This window comes from Paenibacillus sp. J14 (genome assembly GCF_000518465.1).
Taxonomy (GTDB): Bacteria; Bacillota; Bacilli; order Paenibacillales; family Paenibacillaceae; genus Fontibacillus; species Fontibacillus barengoltzii.
The window spans coordinates 14830-31949 of record NZ_JADQ01000002.1; the positions used below are offsets into that span (position 1 = coordinate 14830).

The window sequence follows — 17120 nt, forward strand, 5'->3', positions numbered from 1 at the left end:
TTCCCCTCTTGCCACGGTTTGATAGATGATACAAGTGAATAGACCAAGAAGAACATAGGCCGCAGATGATTTGTCTGGCGGCCCTTGTTCGTTAGATCCAACCAAGGGGGGACAACAGATGGAGAAGCAGAAGAAATCCAATGGAGTAGGAGCTGGAGGGCACGCTTTTTCGCTCGGTCGGAAGCTGACGGCAGCTTTTATCACGGTATCGCTGCTGGTGGGGGTTATTGCTGGAGTGGCCTACGCGTTCTTGAACCGGATGGATCAGAACTATTCCGAGCTGCTTGAGCAGAATACGGCAGCACGGGATCAGGCGGCCAGGTTGGAGATGGAGACACAGCGTCAGAACAGCCTCTTGTTTAGTTATATCGTGGAGCCTTCGCCCGAGAAGGAACAGCAGTTAACCGGAGCTAATGAAGAACTGAACACAATCATCAGCCGAATCGTAAGCGCTTCCGCAAGTGAAGAGCAGGGGGCGGTTGCTTCCTCGTTATCGGAATCCAATGCGACGTTTGCTCGCTTGCTGACGAAGGTTCGCGATTATGTTCAATCGGACAAGCCGGATTTGGCGAAAACAGAAGCGCTGATGTGGGCGATTCCGACGTCAGATGCGATGATTGATGGGGCAAGTGAATTGCGGACCTTGCAGGAAAGCGAACTTCAGGCGAAATTAGCCGAGTTCAAGAAAGAATCGGCGACCACCCTATGGATATTAGCGATTTGCGGAGCCATCGCGATCCTGTTCGCTGTCTTGACCGGTGTCCTGTTGTCCCGGAAAATCGTCAAACCGATGCGAGTGATGGTCAAGGGGGCCCGCGAATTGGCGGACGGCGATTTAACCCTTGCAGAGATCGCGGTGAGTAACCGTGATGAGATTGGCGAACTCGCAGCTGCGTTTAACCATATGAGACGAAGCTGGCAGGAAATGATCGGCAATCTGGGTCGGCATGCGGGACGTGTTGCTGCATCGGCGGATCAGCTGCGACACCAGTCGGAGCAGTTCCGCGCCTCCTCTGGAGAAATTTCCGATATCATGGGGCAAATTTCGTCTGGAAGCGAGGAGCAGGTGCAATCTGTAGAACTGGGCGTGACCCAAGTGACGAAGATGGCTGCGGGGGCCCAGGAGATGGCCAGCCTCGCGGATGACGCCCGCGAAGAATCGGAAGCGGCGGTGCACGAAACGCGGGCCGGCGAGGACATTGTGGCACAAGCGGCGGCCCAGATGGCCTCGATCCAGCGGCAGATGGACGAGCTTCGCGCCTTCATCGAGCGGCTAGGCGTTCGCTCGGGTCAAATTGCGGAGGCCGCGAAGCTGATTGCCGGGATCGCCAAGCAGACGCAGATGTTGTCGCTGAACGCCTCCATTGAGGCGGCACGGGCGGGAGAGGCTGGTAAAGGGTTCGCCGTGGTCGCTGGGGAGGTGCGCAAGCTGTCGGCAGAGACCGGAGCGGCCGCAGCCGATGTGACTGAGATGCTCGAAGGGGTGCGCAGTGAGATGGAGCTGGTGATCGAGGCGGCCCAAGCCGGTTCGCAGGAGGTCGCAGCAGGCATTGCGACGGTTCAGCAAGCTGGTGAGGTGTTCAGCAGCATCCGTCAGGCGGTCGAGCAGGTGGCTGGGCAAATCAGCCGGGTGACCGGGCAGGCGGAGCAACTGTACTCCCAATCGGATGCTGTCGTCCAGGCAATCACCACGATCGACCGGGTCGCTCAGCAGACCGCCAGCGGCTCCCGCGAGGTCTATGCCCACACCGAGGAACAATACGCCGGCGTTCAAGAAATGATGGCTTCAATGGAGGGGCTAAGTCAGTTGTCTGAGGAACTGCAGGCGATGATCGGCAAGTTTAAAGTGTAGGCGGCAGCGCATCCCTCGGGCTCACGACATGTCGTTTGTGGGTTATGGCCTTTAGACATCTTTCACCGGATCATGTTATAATGGCCCTTTATTTAAGGGGGTGCTATAACATTGAACGATGGGGGAAAAGTGTTGAAGTCCCTCGGACAATTGGGTTGGGAGGATCTTGGAATTGCCGTCGGCATTATGGCGCTGTTCGCTTTGTTTAGCAAAGCGTTCGTGAAGCTGGCTTTCGCTCTGCTGGATCGCAGAAAGACGGCGAAGCCGGACCGGCTAAATCTATGGAGACAAGTGCTGGAGCGGCCTTTTCGGTGGTTATTTATTCTGATTGGCCTTGAAATAGGGTTGAAATATTTGCTGCCGCGCAATGTGGAAATCGCCGTAGGCCTGGATCCCTTATTCCGCAGCGGCGTCATCGCCTTGATCGGATGGGGGATGTACATCCTATCCGCCCAATCCTCGGTATTGCTGGAGGGATTAAGCCGCAAAATCCGATTAGACGATGCAAGCATGCTTATTCCGTTCTTATCGAAGGTCCTCCGGATCGTTGTGGTTATCATCACTGTAGCCTTAATTGGGGCGGAGTGGGGATTTAGCATCAATGGACTGGTGGCCGGCATGGGGTTAGGCAGCTTAGCTGTAGCTTTGGCTGCCAAAGATACGTTAGGGAACATCTTTGGCGGCATTGTGATTATTTTGGAAAAGCCATTTTCCAAAGGAGATTGGATTCTGACGCCTACCGCTGAAGGCATGGTGGAGGACATTACCTTCCGCAGCACGAAGATCCGCACCTTCGCTGATGCGGTGATTACCGTCCCCAATGCGCAACTGGCAGATCAGCCGATCACGAACTGGAGCAAAATGGGCAAGCGCAGAGTGACTTTTACACTTCCTGTGGCGCTGGACTCTGATCGGGAACGGATGATGGCAGCCATCCGTCGAATCGAACAACTGCTTCGCGACAACGAGCAAATCGACCCAGGCACCATTTTCGTGAAGTTTACGGATTTCAACGAGAGCAGCTTAGGCATTTTCATCTATTACTTCACGCGATCAACCGTTTGGGGAGAGTACTTGTCAGCGCGTCAGGAAATGAATCTGGCCTTTATGCAGGTGTTAGAGGAAGAGGGGATTAAGCTGGCTTATCCGGCACAACGCGTATTTCTCGAATCAGCGCCGGCCACGTCCGGTGAGGTGGACACCACCCGCTCGAGACAATATGAGGTCTGAATGCAAACCATCCCGCGGCAGGTTGCTCGCGGGATGGTTTTTTTGCGTTAAATCGTATAAGGCACTGCTTCGATCTCCTCTGCCTTAGCGACGGCTTCCTCCAGCGTCAGACCGGTGAAGCTTTGCGCGGGGAAATAACGCCCGCTCTTCTGGTCGTCAACAAAAGCGCCCACCACGATGCCCGGAAGTACGCTTTCCACCGAATTCGGGGCATGCGGGCCGCCCAGATCGGTCCGGCACCAGCCCGGATCGCTTAAATTAATCATCACGTCCGTGCCTTCGAGACGGGAGGCGAGATCTTTGGTGAACTTGTCGAGCGCGGCTTTGCTTGCGGCGTAGCCGGCTTGCTCCGGTTCGTTTTTGATCCCGCTGGTTGTGTTGATGACCCGGCCGAAGCCGCGTTCGATCATCTTGGGGATCAATCGATTGCAGATCGTCACGATGGAGATGAAATTAATTTGGAAGCTCTGCTCGAAATCGGAGACCGGAGTCTGCCAATAATCCTTCCGGTAAGCGATTTGAACGGCGGCATTATTAAATACGATGTCAACCGGCGTGCCTTGGGCTTCGATTTCATCTAGCATAGCGACAACTTCCTGCTGGTTAGACAACTCGGCTTGTACAGAATAGACCTGGACGCCCAATGTCCGAACTTCTTGCTCCAATTGCCGGGTATGCTCTAGCTTGCGGCTATGCAGAATCAAGTTGCAGCCTTGCTCGGCCATAAACTTCGCGATTTGATACCCTATCCCGCGGCTGGCTCCGGTAATGAGCGCCCATTTTCCATTTACATCTACCATTCGGTTCCCCCCCCTGTGTGCGATAGGATGACTTTTATTGATGTCCTAACTTATTTATTTTACTAGACTTGTAAGCGGTTTACTACCATTTAACATGAATTTGACTATGGTCAATTTGGACTATATATTGGACTATATAACGAAAATCACATGCAAGATTTGGAACTCAATGCCTATCTCGAGAATGGGAGGAGATACCTGGAGCGGATAAAAAAATGTGCCAGAGGATTTTGATTTTTACCATACTACAAATAAACCAGGTGATACTAGAATGAATCGAATTCGCAATATTTCTATCCGGACCCGAATCATGGTGCTTGTCTTCTTGGCCATGTTCGTCTCCAACACCGCTCTTATTGTAACCTTATCCTATAGCCAGAGTAATGATTTCTTTAAACTGATTACCCCCTCTTTGGTATTAAAGGCATTGATCATTTTTCTCATTTTCCAAGTGATATCTGCGTTTATTTCCGAAGCTTTTCTAGTTCGTCCGCTTAAAGCGGGCGCGAGGCTGGCCAATTCCATGGCAGAAAACGATCTATCTGTCAAAATACATACGTTTCAACAAGGCGAGGCTGGGCAAATGATCCGCTCGCTTCAGAAGGCTAGAGATAACTTGAAGCATTTGATCGCATCCATCCAATCCTCCTCCGAACGAGTGACGCTGTCTTCGGAAGAGTTAAACCGCATCATTGAGCAGGCGAATGGGCAGGTGCACGAAATTAACGAAGGCATCAAGCATTTGTTATCCGTATTTACCCAAAATGCAGAAAGCATGAAGCAAACGGCGGTTGCGATCTCCGAAATTACGAACCATTCGCAGACGACGGCAGAACTGACAAGCCGCATTGCGGAGCAAGCCCAATCGGTTATGCGTTCCGCCGAAGGCGGGAAGCGTTCGGTGGAATCGATCGTGGAGGCGATTAACGAGCTCGCAGCGAATACGAAGCACGTTAACAGCGAGGTGCTTGGGCTTGAGGAACAAAGCCAGAAAATTACCGAGGTTATCAGCATCATTAAACAAATTTCAGAACAGACCCACCTGTTAGCCCTTAACGCGGCGATTGAAGCGGCCCGGGCCGGGGAAGAGGGAAGAGGGTTCGCGGTGGTAGCCGGGCAAATCCGGAAATTAGCCGAGGATACGAATCACTCCCTTCAGGAAATCAGCAGCTTGGTCGAAGATATGACAGTTCGTACTGGCAGTGTCGTGTCTGCGGTTGCTCAGACGGAAGAGAAGGTGCAGCAAGGCGTCACGCAATCCGAGAATGTGAAGGTTAATATCGAGCAAATCATCGATAATATCGAGAACACCTTCGCCATGTTGAACGATATTTCCGACGGGGTTACCACCCAAGCCGCTGCGCTGGAGGAAATGACCGCAACGCTGGAGGATGTGAACACCACGATCGAGTCGGGCCTGCAAGTCTCTGGCGTTATTCAAGATCAGCTGGGTACGCAGGAGCAGATCTTTGGGGATATCGAGCAGACCTCCTGTAAATTGGTCGAACTGTCCGAGAATATGAACGGGTTGACGAACGTGTTCAAGCTTTAATCCCATAGCAATTAGAAAGGGCGCTTGCTTTTGCAGGCGTTCTTTTTACTATTTCATCATTCATCTTTTCGATTTCTTCACACTGAATGAAAGGGATAATGTGCAGAAGGGGTCCTATAAGACTGCTTCGCCCCTCCGATCAATCTGGATCATCGTTTCCTGCTTCAAATGGCGTTATAATAAGCATGATCATACTGAAATTAGACAGACAGCGTGGGAGAGGAGCGGTGAGGAGCATGTATGGAAATGATGGAGTACTGGATAGGCGGACACTGAAGGCAGCCTTTGAACGGACAGTTTATCAAGTGGCGGGCCACGGAAAACGCAATGTAGAAGTGTTGAAGCAGGCCTTTGCCGAGATCAGCGGCGGGGTAGACAGTGACATGTACGGTTCAGGGCAAGCGCTGGAAGCTTTCGAAGCGAAAATGGCTGCAGTGCTTGGTAAGGAGTCTGCTGTATTTTTTCCGAGCGGTACAATGGCGCAGCAAATTGCCCTGCGGATATGGTGTGACCGCAAAGGGTCCAAACGTGTGGCCTATCATCCTTTATGCCATTTGGAGATTCATGAGGAGGACGGGTTGAAGGAGCTGCACGGGCTGGAGCCGATTCTCTTGGCGGATCCAGATCGGCTGATTGAGATGGAGGACGTTCGTCAGCTGCCAGAGGATGTCTCATGCCTGCTGTTGGAGCTGCCGCAGCGTGAAATCGGCGGTCAACTGCCGCCGTTCGAAGAGCTTGAAGCTATATCCACCTACTGCCGGGAGCGAGGCATCAAGCTGCATCTGGACGGAGCCCGACTGTTTGAAGTGTTGCCTTACTACGAAAAAACCGCCGCTGAGGTTTGCGCCCTGTTCGACAGCGTCTATATCTCGTTCTACAAAGGGATCGGCGGGATTGCCGGAGCCATATTGGCCGGGGATCCGGAGCTGACGAAGGAGTCGAAGGTATGGAAAAGGCGCCACGGCGGGGATCTTATCAGCTTGTATCCTTATTTTCTCAGTGCGGATTACTATTATGAGAAACGTGTCGGAAAGATGAAAAAGTATTATCAGCAAGCACAAGAGCTCTCCAGTCTGTTTAATCAATGTCATCGGATGAAGACCGTTCCGGAGATCCCGGTGTCGAACATGTTCCATGTGCATTCGGACGTTCCCAAGGAGCGATTGGAGTCCGTGCTGATTGAAGTCTATCGGGAAACCGGGGTTGGTTTCACCTCGTTCTTGAAAGAGAAAGCGGATGGGGGAAGTGCCTTTGAAATCAGCATCGGAGACCGCTACAGTGAGGTGCCGAAAGATCGGCTGCAGCTAGCGTTCGAGCTGCTGGATAAGAAGTTGAAGGGACTTTCGCTTTAAACTTGGATTTGTTTGAGATGCAGAGCACCGTAGGATGCGATTTGATGTCGTTCCTTACGGTGTTTTTTTGCATATATGCTTCGATAATTCAAGCCTGCTCGCAATAATGAATGCAAGAGAGTGATGTATGCGCTTCCTCGAACAAGGCCGATCTCTTTTCTCGGCGAATTTGCCTTTCCCTCTTCTTTACACTTCTTCAGACGGGGAGTATGATTCATCCGTAACAAAAATTGATATGACAAAACCTGATCGCTGAGTTCTTTCTCATGCAGAAAGAAACGGGGGAACCAATGAAACTCGCCCAATGAGGCGGTTTCCGGGGTGAATCGCTTGATTTGGCCAGTAAGCCAAACCGGCGTAGGGCTGCTTTCGTGCCCGAATCCGTCAGCTAACTCCGTAAGCGTCCGAAAGAGGGAATTGTCGCGGTGACGCTTGAGATTTTTTTCAAAGCGGCTGCGGGAAGGTCCAGCTTTCCTGCGGCCTTTTTGCGTTGTTCGCTGCATGCATGAGAGCCCTATAGGAGTAAGAATGGATCAGGATCGAAGGTTTATTTTGCGAATGAAAAGAGGATCTCATCATGGGAAGCAAACTGAAACGGATATTGATTGGCAGACCGATGAAAAGCACTGAAATTGAAGGAGAAAAGCTTAGCAAACTTAAAGCGCTGGCCGTGTTGTCGTCGGACGCATTGTCCTCCGTGGCATACGGGACCGAGCAGATTCTGATCGTCCTGATGGCGGCGGGATTTTCCGCTCTCTGGTATTCGATTCCGATCTCATTTGCGGTACTTGGGCTTTTGTTGATTCTGATTCTGTCGTATCGCCAAACGATTTTCTCCTATCCGACTGGAGGCGGCGCTTATATCGTGGCGATGGATAACCTAGGGCGTTCAACCGGACTACTGGCCGGCGGATCGCTGCTTGTCGACTATATTTTAACGGTGGCTGTAAGCTCGTCAGCCGGTACGGATGCCATCACATCGGCTTTCCCGATGCTGCATGATCAACGGGTATTGATCGCCCTGTTGATGATTACGCTGTTGACGATGATGAACCTGCGTGGAGTTACAGAATCGGCCTCGATGTTGGCGGTTCCGGTATACTTGTTCGTGGCCTCCATCTTTGTCCTGATTGTGTCGGGACTTTACAAGTATTGGACTGGCGGGATTCATGCCAGTGTGCCGGAGTTTGGGACGGCCGTATCCAATGTCAGCTTGTTCCTGCTGCTTAAGGCGTTCAGTTCGGGATGCTCGGCCTTAACTGGGGTTGAGGCGGTGTCCAACGCTATTCCGAACTTTAAGCCACCGGCAGAACGGAATGCCGCAGCCACGCTGGTGATGATGGGGGTTATTCTCTGTACCATGTTTATTGGGATTAGTACGCTGGCTTATTGGTACGGCATTGCTCCAGATCCGAAGGCCACCGTGATTTCTCAAATCGCTGAATCGACCTTTGGGAGAGGGAGCTTGTACTACTTGATCCAAGGTATTACGGCGTTAATCTTGTTTTTGGCCGCCAATACGGCTTATTCGGCCTTCCCGCTGCTGGCGTTTATGCTCGCCAAGGACAAATACATGCCGCATGCGTTTATGGTGCGCGGTGACCGGCTTGGCTTTTCAAACGGAATTATCTTCCTGGGCGTAACCTCGGCGCTGCTGGTTCTTGGATTCCACGGCGACACGGAAAGCCTGATTCCGCTCTATGCGGTTGGGGTATTTATTCCGTTCACCTTGTCCCAGCTGGGGATGATGGTGCGCTGGATCAAGCGCAAGCCGCAAGGTTGGGTGTTCCGGTTTACGATTAACACGATTGGCATGCTGACGACGCTGGGCATTACGCTCATCTTCATTATCACGAAGTTTTCACATGTCTGGTTCGTATTTATCTTCTTGCCGCTCGTGATGTTTATTTTCTACCAGATCCATCGACATTATATCAATATCGCCGACCAGCTTCGGATTGACATCGATAAAGACAAACCTTGCATAAAGGGCAGCACGATCGTCGTGCCGGTGGCGGGCGTTACCCGTGTCGTGATGAACTCGTTAAGCTACGCCAAATCGCTGACGGATAACGTTGTTGCGGTGTATGTCGGATTTGATGATGAGGACATCGAACGGATGGAGAAGAAGTGGGAGGAATGGAATCCGGGGGTTCGGCTCATTACGCTGCGCTCCAGCTTCCGCAGCATTATCCGGCCGCTGATGAAGTTCATTGATACCGTGGAATGGAAAACGGCGGAGACCGATCACATTACCGTCCTGATTCCTCAGTTTATTCCTCGGCACTGGTGGCAGAATATTTTGCATAATCAGTCGAGCTTGTTGCTTAGAGCTTATTTGTTTAACAAGAAAGATATCGTCATTGCGACTGTACCTTATCATTTGCAAAAATAAGCAAATTCCCCCGAAGCCGTCGCAACGGCTCGGGGGACCTTAGTTTAATTATTGAATTTGATCCAGCAGCTGATAAGCTTCCTGTTTGGTTTTCACCTGCAGCAGCTGTTCGCGGAATGCGTCATCCATCAGCTTGCGGGACAGCATTTGCAGAATTTTTAAATGCTCATTGCCTTTGTTTTCGGCAGGGACAGCGATCATAAAGATCAACTTAGCGGGCGTTCCGTCCGCGCTGCTCCAATCCACGCCTTCCGGCTTGATCCCGAATACGACTCTTGGCTTCAGCACCGCCACCGACTTCCCGTGCGGTACGGCGACGTTCATGCCGATGCCGGTAGAGCTTTCTTGCTCGCGCTTCAGAATCGCCTGCTTGAACTCAGCAGAGGAGGTCAGCACACCTTCAGCGTTCAGCTTTGCAATCATTTCGTCGATGATCCCGTCCCGTGTTGACGCGGACAGGGAAGGCTCAATCAGATCCAAACTGATGATATCCGTCAGCTTGCGAACTGTGCTTTGAGCTTCGGCAGCCGGCACGCTTACCGGGCGGACGTTCTCCGCACGTGGCGTTTCCATGGCTGGAGCCGCCTCGTCCGCAGCGCTCGCTTCGGCGAGCTGAGGCTCGACCTGTTCTTTCTTCAGCAATTTGATCATTAAGGCCGTAACGATGGAACCCGCGATGACGGCCACGAAGAACATGAGGACATTGTCAACGGCGCCAAGTACGGCAACGATTGGACCGCCGTGAGCTACGCGGTCGCCGACGCCGCCCAGCATGGCGATGACGGAACCTGTCATCGAGCCGACCATGATGCTGGGAATAACGCGCAGTGGGTCTTGCGATGCGAACGGAATCGCACCTTCGGTGATCCCGAACAAGCCCATCGTAAAGGCGGCTTTGCCGGATTCCCGTTCGGCATTATGGAACTTGCGTTTGAACAAGAACGTTGCCAGGCCCAGACCGATCGGCGGAATACAGATCGCAACGGCGATCGGACCCATGATTTGATAGTTCCCCTCCGCGATCATCGCGGAGCCGAACATGAACGCTACCTTGTTAACCGGACCGCCCATGTCGAAGGAGATCATGGCGCCCAGAATCAAGGCCAGCAGAATCGAGCTGGCTCCTTGCATGCTGGCAAGCCAGTTGGTCAGCCATTCAAACACTTGGGCGATCGGGCCGCCAAGCAGGTAAATGAAGGCGAGACCTACGATCAGCGAAGAGAGAACCGGGATGATGATGATTGGCATGATTGGATTGATCGCTTTCGGCACCTTCCACTTCTTGATCCAAAGTGCAACGTAACCCGCCAGGAAACCGGCGATGATCCCGCCGATGAAGCCGGCACCGGCTTCACTTCCGTAGAAGCTGCCATTGGCGGCGATGTAACCGCCGATGATCCCGGGAGCGAGACCCGGCCGGTCGGCGATACTAAACGCGATGAACCCGGCTAGCACCGGTACCATAAACGTAAAGGACGCAGATCCCAGCTTCTCGATGGTTTTCCAGAACGAGTCTTCTGGAATTTGCAGGCCGCCCGGAGTAGGTACGCCGCCGATCGAGAGAGCGATGGCGATCAAGAGACCGCCCACGACGATAAACGGAATCATATACGAGACACCGCTCATCAGGTGGCGATAAAAGGCGTTTTGCTGCTTGGCGCCGGTCTGTTTGGCCGGCGTACCTTCATTGTTATCCTGTCCTTGGTATACCGGCACTTCTCCGCGAATCATCTGTTGGATCAGCGCCTCGGGGTTCCGTATGCCTTCCTGCACACCAACAACGAGCAGCTTCTTGCCGACGAACCGGCGTTTGTCTACCGTTTTGTCGGCCGCGATGATGATGCCGTCCGCTTGGCGGATATCTTCCTCCGTGAATTCGTTTTCCACTCCGATCGAGCCTTGGGTCTCGACCTTCATGGCAATACCTAGCTTGTCGGCGGCTTTTTACAGATTTTCCGCCGCCATGTACGTATGGGCAATCCCGTTGGGACATGAGGTAATCGCCAGTAGTTTCATGGATGTTTCCTCCTGTAATCAAAGATCGAAATCGTTTACATGACTCATCTTATCGCAAAAGGAACGGCGGAAAAGAACTTTATATTACCGGAAGTTGCGGAAAAACTGATTTTTTTCCCTATAAGCAATTGAGCAGCTCCTCGGGAGTCCGTGCCTGCACGAGCCGCTCAACGGTTGAAGGCTGTTCGCTTAGCAAGGACAGGCGCTGGAACAGTTTTTTCGTCATCTCTTGCTCCTGCGGGGCAAGCGCCAGCATAAATACGACGGACACCTTCTCTTCCTGCCATTCCAACGGCTCTTCCAGGGTGGCAACAGCGATCCGCGAGGTGCGAATCAGCTTCGGATCGCCATGGGGGATTGCGATGCCGCCGCCGATGGTCGTGGACGAGAGCCGTTCCCGCAGCAAAGCCTGATGCGCGTAATCCGGCTCAACGAACCCCTGCTTGGCGAGCTCGTTCCCTAACAGCTCGATCAGCTCGAATCGATGGCCGATGGTCAGGCGCGGGAAGATGAGCGAAGGCTGCGTGTACATGCCCAGAATCGAGCCAGCGTGTTCGGCGTGACCGGATTCTTGGTCCAACTTGCCGATGAAGTCGGCGATCTTCTGCGTTTCGCCAGTCTCCAGCAGCGGGGATACCGTGATATAGGGGACGTTCACATTCTCCAAAGGAATTGTGGAGATGATAAAGTCAACCGAATGTTGAGCTAAATATCCCGTAAGATCAGCTTTCCGAACGGAATCCAATACATGCAGCTCAGGGAATTTGCGCTCCAGCTTGCTGCGCAAGATTTGGGACATGCCCACCCCCATATGGCAGACGGTCACGATTCGCTTCCTTGTCTCCGCAGGTTGGCTCAGTCTCTCTACTGAAGCCTGAAAATGCAGCGTCAAATATGCTACCTCCTCTTCAGGAATGGTGAAGGGATACCCTTCGCTTAACTCTCTCGTCGCATAAATCACCATATCGAACATGTAAGGATACATTCGCTTGATATCCTGCAGCATCGGATTCGATACGGTAAGCCCATAACTTAACCGGTTCAACGTGGAATATAAATGAATGCGTAAGCCTTCCATCAAAGCCTCATCTTGGCCAAAATCGACCCAGGTTAAGGCAGACATCTTCCTTACGAGCGACTCCGCTAAACCGCGAGCTTCCGCCGTTTCCGCAGATGGGCCGGCTTCAGGCTCCGCCGTTTCGATCCGTGCCCGGGAGCGAATCTTCCCGCCCAGAATATGCGCGGTCAAATAAGCAACTTCATCCTCAGGGAAATGAACCGCGAAGAAGCGCTCTAGCTTCCGAATGAAGGCTCCCGTCCAGCGGAACTCCGGCTTCCCGCGGACAAAGACCTTCTCTTGCTCGGAGAAGGTAATCGGCTGTTTCAGTTTCGTTCGCCGAATCATCAGCAGCGTATGAATCAGCAGATTGTCGAACGCTTCATCCGTAAAAGCAAGCTGCGCATCAAGCTCGAGCTGCTTGAGCTCGCGGGTCACGATAGCAAGCTCATGGGGAGCAAACCGATCCTTGATGAAGGCTTGGCCTGCTTCGCCGGTGAGTTGGGACAGCTTGGACAACGCCGCGCGTTTATCCCGTTCTTTCCCTTCGAGCAGGACGCCGACCTTTTGCTTGGAAACGACGGTCAGGTCCCATTTGTCGAGCCAATCCCGCAAGGTATCCAAATCTTTTTTGATTACGGTCTTACTGGTGTAGTGCTTGTCGGCCAGCTCTTGAATTGTGACCGGCTTCGTCTCCATCAAGAGTTGGTAGGCCACAGCAATAAGCCGCTCCTCTTCCGTTTCCTGTTCCTTTGGCTTGCTGGACCTTGATCGGAGCAGTTCTGCGGTGAGTTGAGCCTTGTCCGACTCAGAAATATCCAAGGTCACCCCGTATCCAGGCTTGCGGACCACACGGCTAGTAGACGATTGAGCTAAATACTGATCGATTTCGTCCAGATCGTTACGTATCGTTTTCTCCGAGCACCCAAAGTGCACGGCGATATCCCGGATCACCAAGTGAGGCCGGGCATCGGTAAGCAGCATATGTAAAATGTCCTTCTGACGGTCGTTCATCGTTTCGCGTCACCCCCTTTATCTAAATGATGGGATTAGCATTTCTGGAACAGGTAGATTCGATACGGCCGGGCACCAATCCCCTCATCCGCACGTACACTAACCTAGATTCACCTGAATATTGACAAGGAGGGGAACAGGTTTGATCCTACTGCCGCCACAAGATAAGAGGCAACTTGCCCAAATGACGCTGCCTCCGCTTCAAAGGGAAATTGTGCAGGCGCAAGAACGAAGCCCGATACCCTATCGTTACGGTTCTTTAGATGAATTGCTGTTCGAATTGGCGCTCCGCAACTCGATCGTGGATTCGGCCTTGGCGCTGAATGGAAGCGGGGCTCAGTTTGCGGTCTACCGTAAATCCCGATGCAATGAGATGTACTGGAACCGTACGGAGGAAGGAGGGTTTCGGCTAAAAAATGGAGTAGCGCCGTCGGATGCCATCACCGACATTTACCGGAACGGTCCGCTTTATGGCTTCGAATGCTCGATGGCGATGATGATCGTGATGTACAAGGCCGTACTGGATCAAATCGGCAGCCGGGCGTTTAATACGTATTTTACCAACTTGTATCTTTACGATTGGCTGTATGACAGTGATCTGGGATTTCGTCAAGGAAGTTTAAGACTGGGGCCTTATCCCGGGGATATTCTCTATTTCAAAAATCCGGATCATAACCCTGAAACTCCGGAATGGCAAGGGGAGAACGTCATCATGCTGGGCGAAGACCGCTATTATGGCCATGGCATCGGCATCCGTTCTTCCGCTGGGATCATCGACGCGCTTAACCGAAGAAGAAAACCCGGCAGCCGGCGATCGGCGTACCTGATGGATTTGATTATTTATCCCAATTACGATCATATTCGTTCCTTACGCGGCGTGTATGCTCGGATCGGCAGTACCGTTTATCGTCGCCGCGGCTCCCAGAACGAAGCCTATCACCCGGATTCCAACCAAGCCTAAGAACAACAAAGCCTCCCGCATCTGGCAGGAGGCTTTGTTGCTTTAAGATTAGAAGAAGAACGGGAAGAAGAATCTTCTGAAGAAGAAGAACGGGTAAGGCCGGCGAATAAAGCGGCGGAAGCGGCGCGGATAGCCATATCCGTAACCAAAGCCTCCGTAGTAAGGATAACCGCCATAAGGGAACCCGAATGCGCGATCATCCATATCCCCAACCGGAACGAGCAGATAGACGTGGTCATCATCCATTCCATCGATGATCCCTTCATACATTCTGCCATCGGTGCCTTCCATTTGCATGAGGTGATGATGATATTTTTTACACATCTCCATCATCTGTTTCTTGTGATCGTATCCCATCGGCTCTTGGCTCATCGGGCTTACTTGGCTTGGTGTACCGCCGTAAGGTGAATACATACTTGGCATTTCCATCCATTCCTCCTTTGTTCTTGCTGCAGTATATTCACGGAGATGGGCATTTGTGCCGATGGTTCGTGTCCTTCATTTTGCGAGTGATCTGCTTTGTACCGGAATGCGTGCGAATATGCTAAGATGGGGATGCATTGAGCGATGGCCTCATCACAATCATTTATTATGAAAAAAAGAAGAGGAGCGACCGCACATGGACAAACAACCGTTAGGCACCAAGGTGATTACGCAAATCGGAATTGTCGTTAGGGATATTGAAGCCGTTTCGCAAGCCTACGCGGATTTCCTGGGCGTGGAGAAGCCCGCTTGGTTTTGGACGGATGCGGTGGAAGTAGCGAAGACGGAATATCAAGGGGCACCGTCTCTGGCTCGCGCGAAACTGGCGTTTTTTGATTGCGGCCAGCTGCAGCTGGAGCTGATCGAACCGGATGAGCATCCCAGCACTTGGCGGGACTTCCTGGAGGAGAAAGGGGAAGGCATGCACCATATTGCTTTTGTGATCGACGGGATGAAGGAGAAGATTCAGGAAGATAGTTATATGTTGAGCAATGGTCGTAATTAGAAATGAAAACGGATTCATACTATCTCAAGGAGGCAAGGTTGGACGATGAAACTGATCGTAACAGGAGCGGGAAAGGGACTTGGCTTGGAGATCGTTGGGGAAGCGTTGCGACGCGGCCATGAGGTAGCGGCTGGCATACGCTCGCTGGAAACGAACGTAGATGCGTTGAAGGCGCGGCAGGAAGGAGCTCCAGGGAAGTTGACGCTGCTTGAGCTGGATGTGGACGAGGAAGATTCGATCGCCAAAGCCAAGGAGGCTATGGCTGACAGATGGGGAAAGTTGGACGCGCTGATTAATAACGCAGGGATCTTGCTGGCCCGGGACCAGTCGATCGAGCGATTGGAATTCGCTGCGGTGGAGAATACGTTCCGCACCAATCTGTACGGCCCGATGAAGATGGTGAAGCATTTCCTGCCGCTGCTGAAAGAGAGTGACCGCCCGTTTATTCTAAACGTATCCTCGGAGGCTGGATGCTTTGCCGGTGCTTACGGCGGCGACTATCCGTATGCGTTGTCCAAGGCGGCGTTGAACTATTTTACCGCTCAGTTGCGCAAGGAGCTGGTGCCGCAAGGGTTCGGCGTGTACGCGATGCATCCAGGCTGGATACGCACTCCGATGGGCGGCAGTCAGGCGCCCGGCGATCCACTGGATTCGGCGAAGGCGATCCTCGACTTGGCGGAAGGCAAACTGAAGGCGGATACCGACGCCGTGATGATCGGTATCGATGGGAAAGCGATGCCGCAGTAATATGGACGAACCAAGGGGCTGCCCACGTCATCGCAAATGACGAGTGGGTCAGCCCCTTCATTTTTCTAATCTGTTTCAATCCGAATCGCTTGCTTCTGCGCCTCGATACACAAAGCCGCAGCTTTAAAGGCATGCTCTTGGGTCATGGCGTTTTCCGTTCCGTTGAGGATATCCAAAATAAAAGCGCCGAAATAAGGGTAACCCACTTTCCCGGAGCAGTCATAATGGAATTCGCCTTCATGATTCACTAAATAGAGATGATTGCCGGAGGCTTCCCGGGCGATGTCGATGTATTTGCGAATTTCGATGTAGCCGTCCGTCCCCAAGATGAGGGTCCGGCCGTCGCCCCATGTCCCCAAACCGTCGGGAGTCAGCCAATCCACCCGGAAGTAGAAGGTCGCCCCGTTATCAGCGAGCAGCGTCGCATCGCCAAAATCCTCAAACCGAGGATATTCCTTGAACTTGTAATTGCCTACTTTGCTGTGGAGTACCTTCGCATCCTTTGCGCCTGCGTAATACAGAAATTGCTCGATCTGGTGCGACCCAATATCACATAAAATCCCACCGTAACAATCGGGGTCAAAGAACCATTCCGGCCTTGCCTGCGGATTGGCCCGATGCGGCCCAGTGCCGATGACCTGGACAACCCGACCAATGGCGCCTTCCTCGATCAGTTGGCCGGCAAATACTGCGCTCTCTACATGGAGGCGTTCCCCATAATAAATCCCCCATTTGAGCCCGGTCTCTTCCGTTTTTCGTCGCGCTTGTTCGACCTGCTCCAACGTCGTAAACGCTGGTTTATCCGCAAAGTAATGCTTGCCATGCTCCATCGCCCGGAGCCCGAGGGCGCATCGTTCTGAAGGAATGCAGGCCGCAGCGATCAGCCGGATCCCCGGATCTGCCCAAATCTCCTCCTCGGACGCCGCCGCCTTCGCTTGCGGAAACGTATCAATGAACCGCTTCACCTTCTCCGGGTCCGGGTCATACACCGCCGTGAGCTCCGCCCCGGCCTCGATCAACCCGTTGCACATTCCGTAGATATGCCCATGATCCAATCCGATCGCCGCAAAGCGGAAATCGCCTGCGCCAACGACCGGATTGGGCTTTCCTTTCGGCGCATAGTTCATGCCATCTTGCTTCTTCGTCATGGCGACTG

General features: G+C 52.7%; 11 protein-coding genes, 2 pseudogenes and 1 riboswitch. Of the genes and pseudogenes, 8 read left to right on the top strand and 5 right to left on the bottom strand.

Annotated features, from left to right (window positions below; genetic code table 11):
- The first annotated feature begins 118 nt into the window (after positions 1-118).
- Both M891_RS0100830 and M891_RS0100835 read left to right on the top strand, forming a co-directional pair.
- The gene (locus tag M891_RS0100830; RefSeq protein ID WP_028537456.1) at positions 119-1852 is read left to right on the top strand and encodes a methyl-accepting chemotaxis protein; all 1734 of its coding nucleotides are present in this window, start codon (positions 119-121) and stop codon (positions 1850-1852) included.
- Positions 1853-1963: 111 nt separating this feature from the next.
- Positions 1964-3082: a mechanosensitive ion channel family protein gene (locus tag M891_RS0100835; RefSeq protein WP_028537457.1), complete on the top strand. Its 1119-nt coding sequence runs from the start codon at positions 1964-1966 to the stop codon at positions 3080-3082.
- Between the two features lie 47 nt (positions 3083-3129).
- Here M891_RS0100835 and M891_RS0100840 read toward each other — a convergent pair whose 3' ends face one another.
- Positions 3130-3882, bottom strand: a complete 753-nt coding sequence (locus tag M891_RS0100840) for an SDR family NAD(P)-dependent oxidoreductase (RefSeq protein WP_028537458.1) — start codon at positions 3880-3882, stop codon at positions 3130-3132.
- Positions 3883-4153: 271 nt separating this feature from the next.
- Here M891_RS0100840 and M891_RS0100845 point away from each other — a divergent pair, with 271 nt between their 5' ends.
- From M891_RS0100845 to M891_RS0100860, 3 genes are all read left to right on the top strand, one after another.
- A complete protein-coding gene (locus tag M891_RS0100845; protein ID WP_028537459.1) occupies positions 4154-5434 on the top strand; it encodes a methyl-accepting chemotaxis protein in 1281 nt (426 codons plus the stop codon).
- 236 nt (positions 5435-5670) lie between these two features.
- Positions 5671-6786 carry a threonine aldolase family protein gene (locus tag M891_RS0100850; RefSeq protein WP_028537460.1) on the top strand — a complete coding sequence of 372 codons (1116 nt, stop codon included), beginning with the start codon at positions 5671-5673 and terminating at the stop codon, positions 6784-6786.
- Between the two features lie 240 nt (positions 6787-7026).
- Positions 7027-7204: riboswitch (cyclic di-AMP (ydaO/yuaA leader) on the top strand.
- A gap of 159 nt (positions 7205-7363) precedes the next feature.
- A complete protein-coding gene (locus M891_RS0100860; protein WP_028537462.1) occupies positions 7364-9181 on the top strand; it encodes an APC family permease in 1818 nt (605 codons plus the stop codon).
- Between the two features lie 48 nt (positions 9182-9229).
- Here M891_RS0100860 and M891_RS23015 read toward each other — a convergent pair.
- Both M891_RS23015 and M891_RS0100870 read right to left on the bottom strand, forming a co-directional pair.
- Positions 9230-11197 (bottom strand): annotated as a pseudogene (locus M891_RS23015) (fructose-specific PTS transporter subunit EIIC).
- A 118-nt stretch (positions 11198-11315) separates the two neighbouring features.
- Entirely contained in the window at positions 11316-13268 is a 1953-nt protein-coding gene (locus M891_RS0100870) for a BglG family transcription antiterminator (protein ID WP_028537463.1), read from the bottom strand.
- 142 nt (positions 13269-13410) lie between these two features.
- On the opposite strand from M891_RS0100870, the gene M891_RS0100875 reads away from it, so the two are divergent.
- On the top strand, positions 13411-14229 hold the full coding sequence (locus M891_RS0100875; RefSeq protein ID WP_028537464.1) for a protein-glutamine gamma-glutamyltransferase: 819 nt from the start codon (positions 13411-13413) through the stop codon (positions 14227-14229).
- A 48-nt stretch (positions 14230-14277) separates the two neighbouring features.
- Here M891_RS0100875 and M891_RS24510 read toward each other — a convergent pair whose 3' ends face one another.
- The gene (locus tag M891_RS24510; protein WP_051416785.1) at positions 14278-14658 is read right to left on the bottom strand and encodes a hypothetical protein; all 381 of its coding nucleotides are present in this window, start codon (positions 14656-14658) and stop codon (positions 14278-14280) included.
- 190 nt (positions 14659-14848) lie between these two features.
- On the opposite strand from M891_RS24510, the pseudogene M891_RS23025 reads away from it, so the two are divergent.
- Positions 14849-15178, top strand: a pseudogene (locus tag M891_RS23025) (VOC family protein); the annotation flags it as partial.
- An 84-nt stretch (positions 15179-15262) separates the two neighbouring features.
- Positions 15263-15964 carry an SDR family NAD(P)-dependent oxidoreductase gene (locus tag M891_RS0100890; RefSeq protein WP_028537465.1) on the top strand — a complete coding sequence of 234 codons (702 nt, stop codon included), beginning with the start codon at positions 15263-15265 and terminating at the stop codon, positions 15962-15964.
- A gap of 65 nt (positions 15965-16029) precedes the next feature.
- On the opposite strand, the gene M891_RS0100895 is transcribed toward M891_RS0100890, so the two are convergent.
- On the bottom strand, positions 16030-17112 hold the full coding sequence (locus M891_RS0100895; RefSeq protein WP_028537466.1) for a Gfo/Idh/MocA family protein: 1083 nt from the start codon (positions 17110-17112) through the stop codon (positions 16030-16032).
- Between the last annotated feature and the right edge of the window lie 8 nt (positions 17113-17120).

Bases quoted from the DNA above. Each gene is read 5' to 3' on its own strand.
- M891_RS0100860 (WP_028537462.1), top strand. From the start codon at position 7,364: ATGGGAAGCAAACTGAAACGGATATTGATTGGCAGACCGATGAAAAGC.
- M891_RS0100870 (WP_028537463.1), bottom strand. From the start codon at position 13,268: ATGAACGACCGTCAGAAGGACATTTTACATATGCTGCTTACCGATGCC.
- M891_RS0100850 (WP_028537460.1), top strand. From the start codon at position 5,671: ATGTATGGAAATGATGGAGTACTGGATAGGCGGACACTGAAGGCAGCC.
- M891_RS0100830 (WP_028537456.1), top strand. From the start codon at position 119: ATGGAGAAGCAGAAGAAATCCAATGGAGTAGGAGCTGGAGGGCACGCT.
- M891_RS0100845 (WP_028537459.1), top strand. From the start codon at position 4,154: ATGAATCGAATTCGCAATATTTCTATCCGGACCCGAATCATGGTGCTT.
- M891_RS0100890 (WP_028537465.1), top strand. From the start codon at position 15,263: ATGAAACTGATCGTAACAGGAGCGGGAAAGGGACTTGGCTTGGAGATC.
- M891_RS0100895 (WP_028537466.1), bottom strand. From the start codon at position 17,112: ATGACGAAGAAGCAAGATGGCATGAACTATGCGCCGAAAGGAAAGCCC.
- M891_RS24510 (WP_051416785.1), bottom strand. From the start codon at position 14,658: ATGGAAATGCCAAGTATGTATTCACCTTACGGCGGTACACCAAGCCAA.
- M891_RS0100840 (WP_028537458.1), bottom strand. From the start codon at position 3,882: ATGGTAGATGTAAATGGAAAATGGGCGCTCATTACCGGAGCCAGCCGC.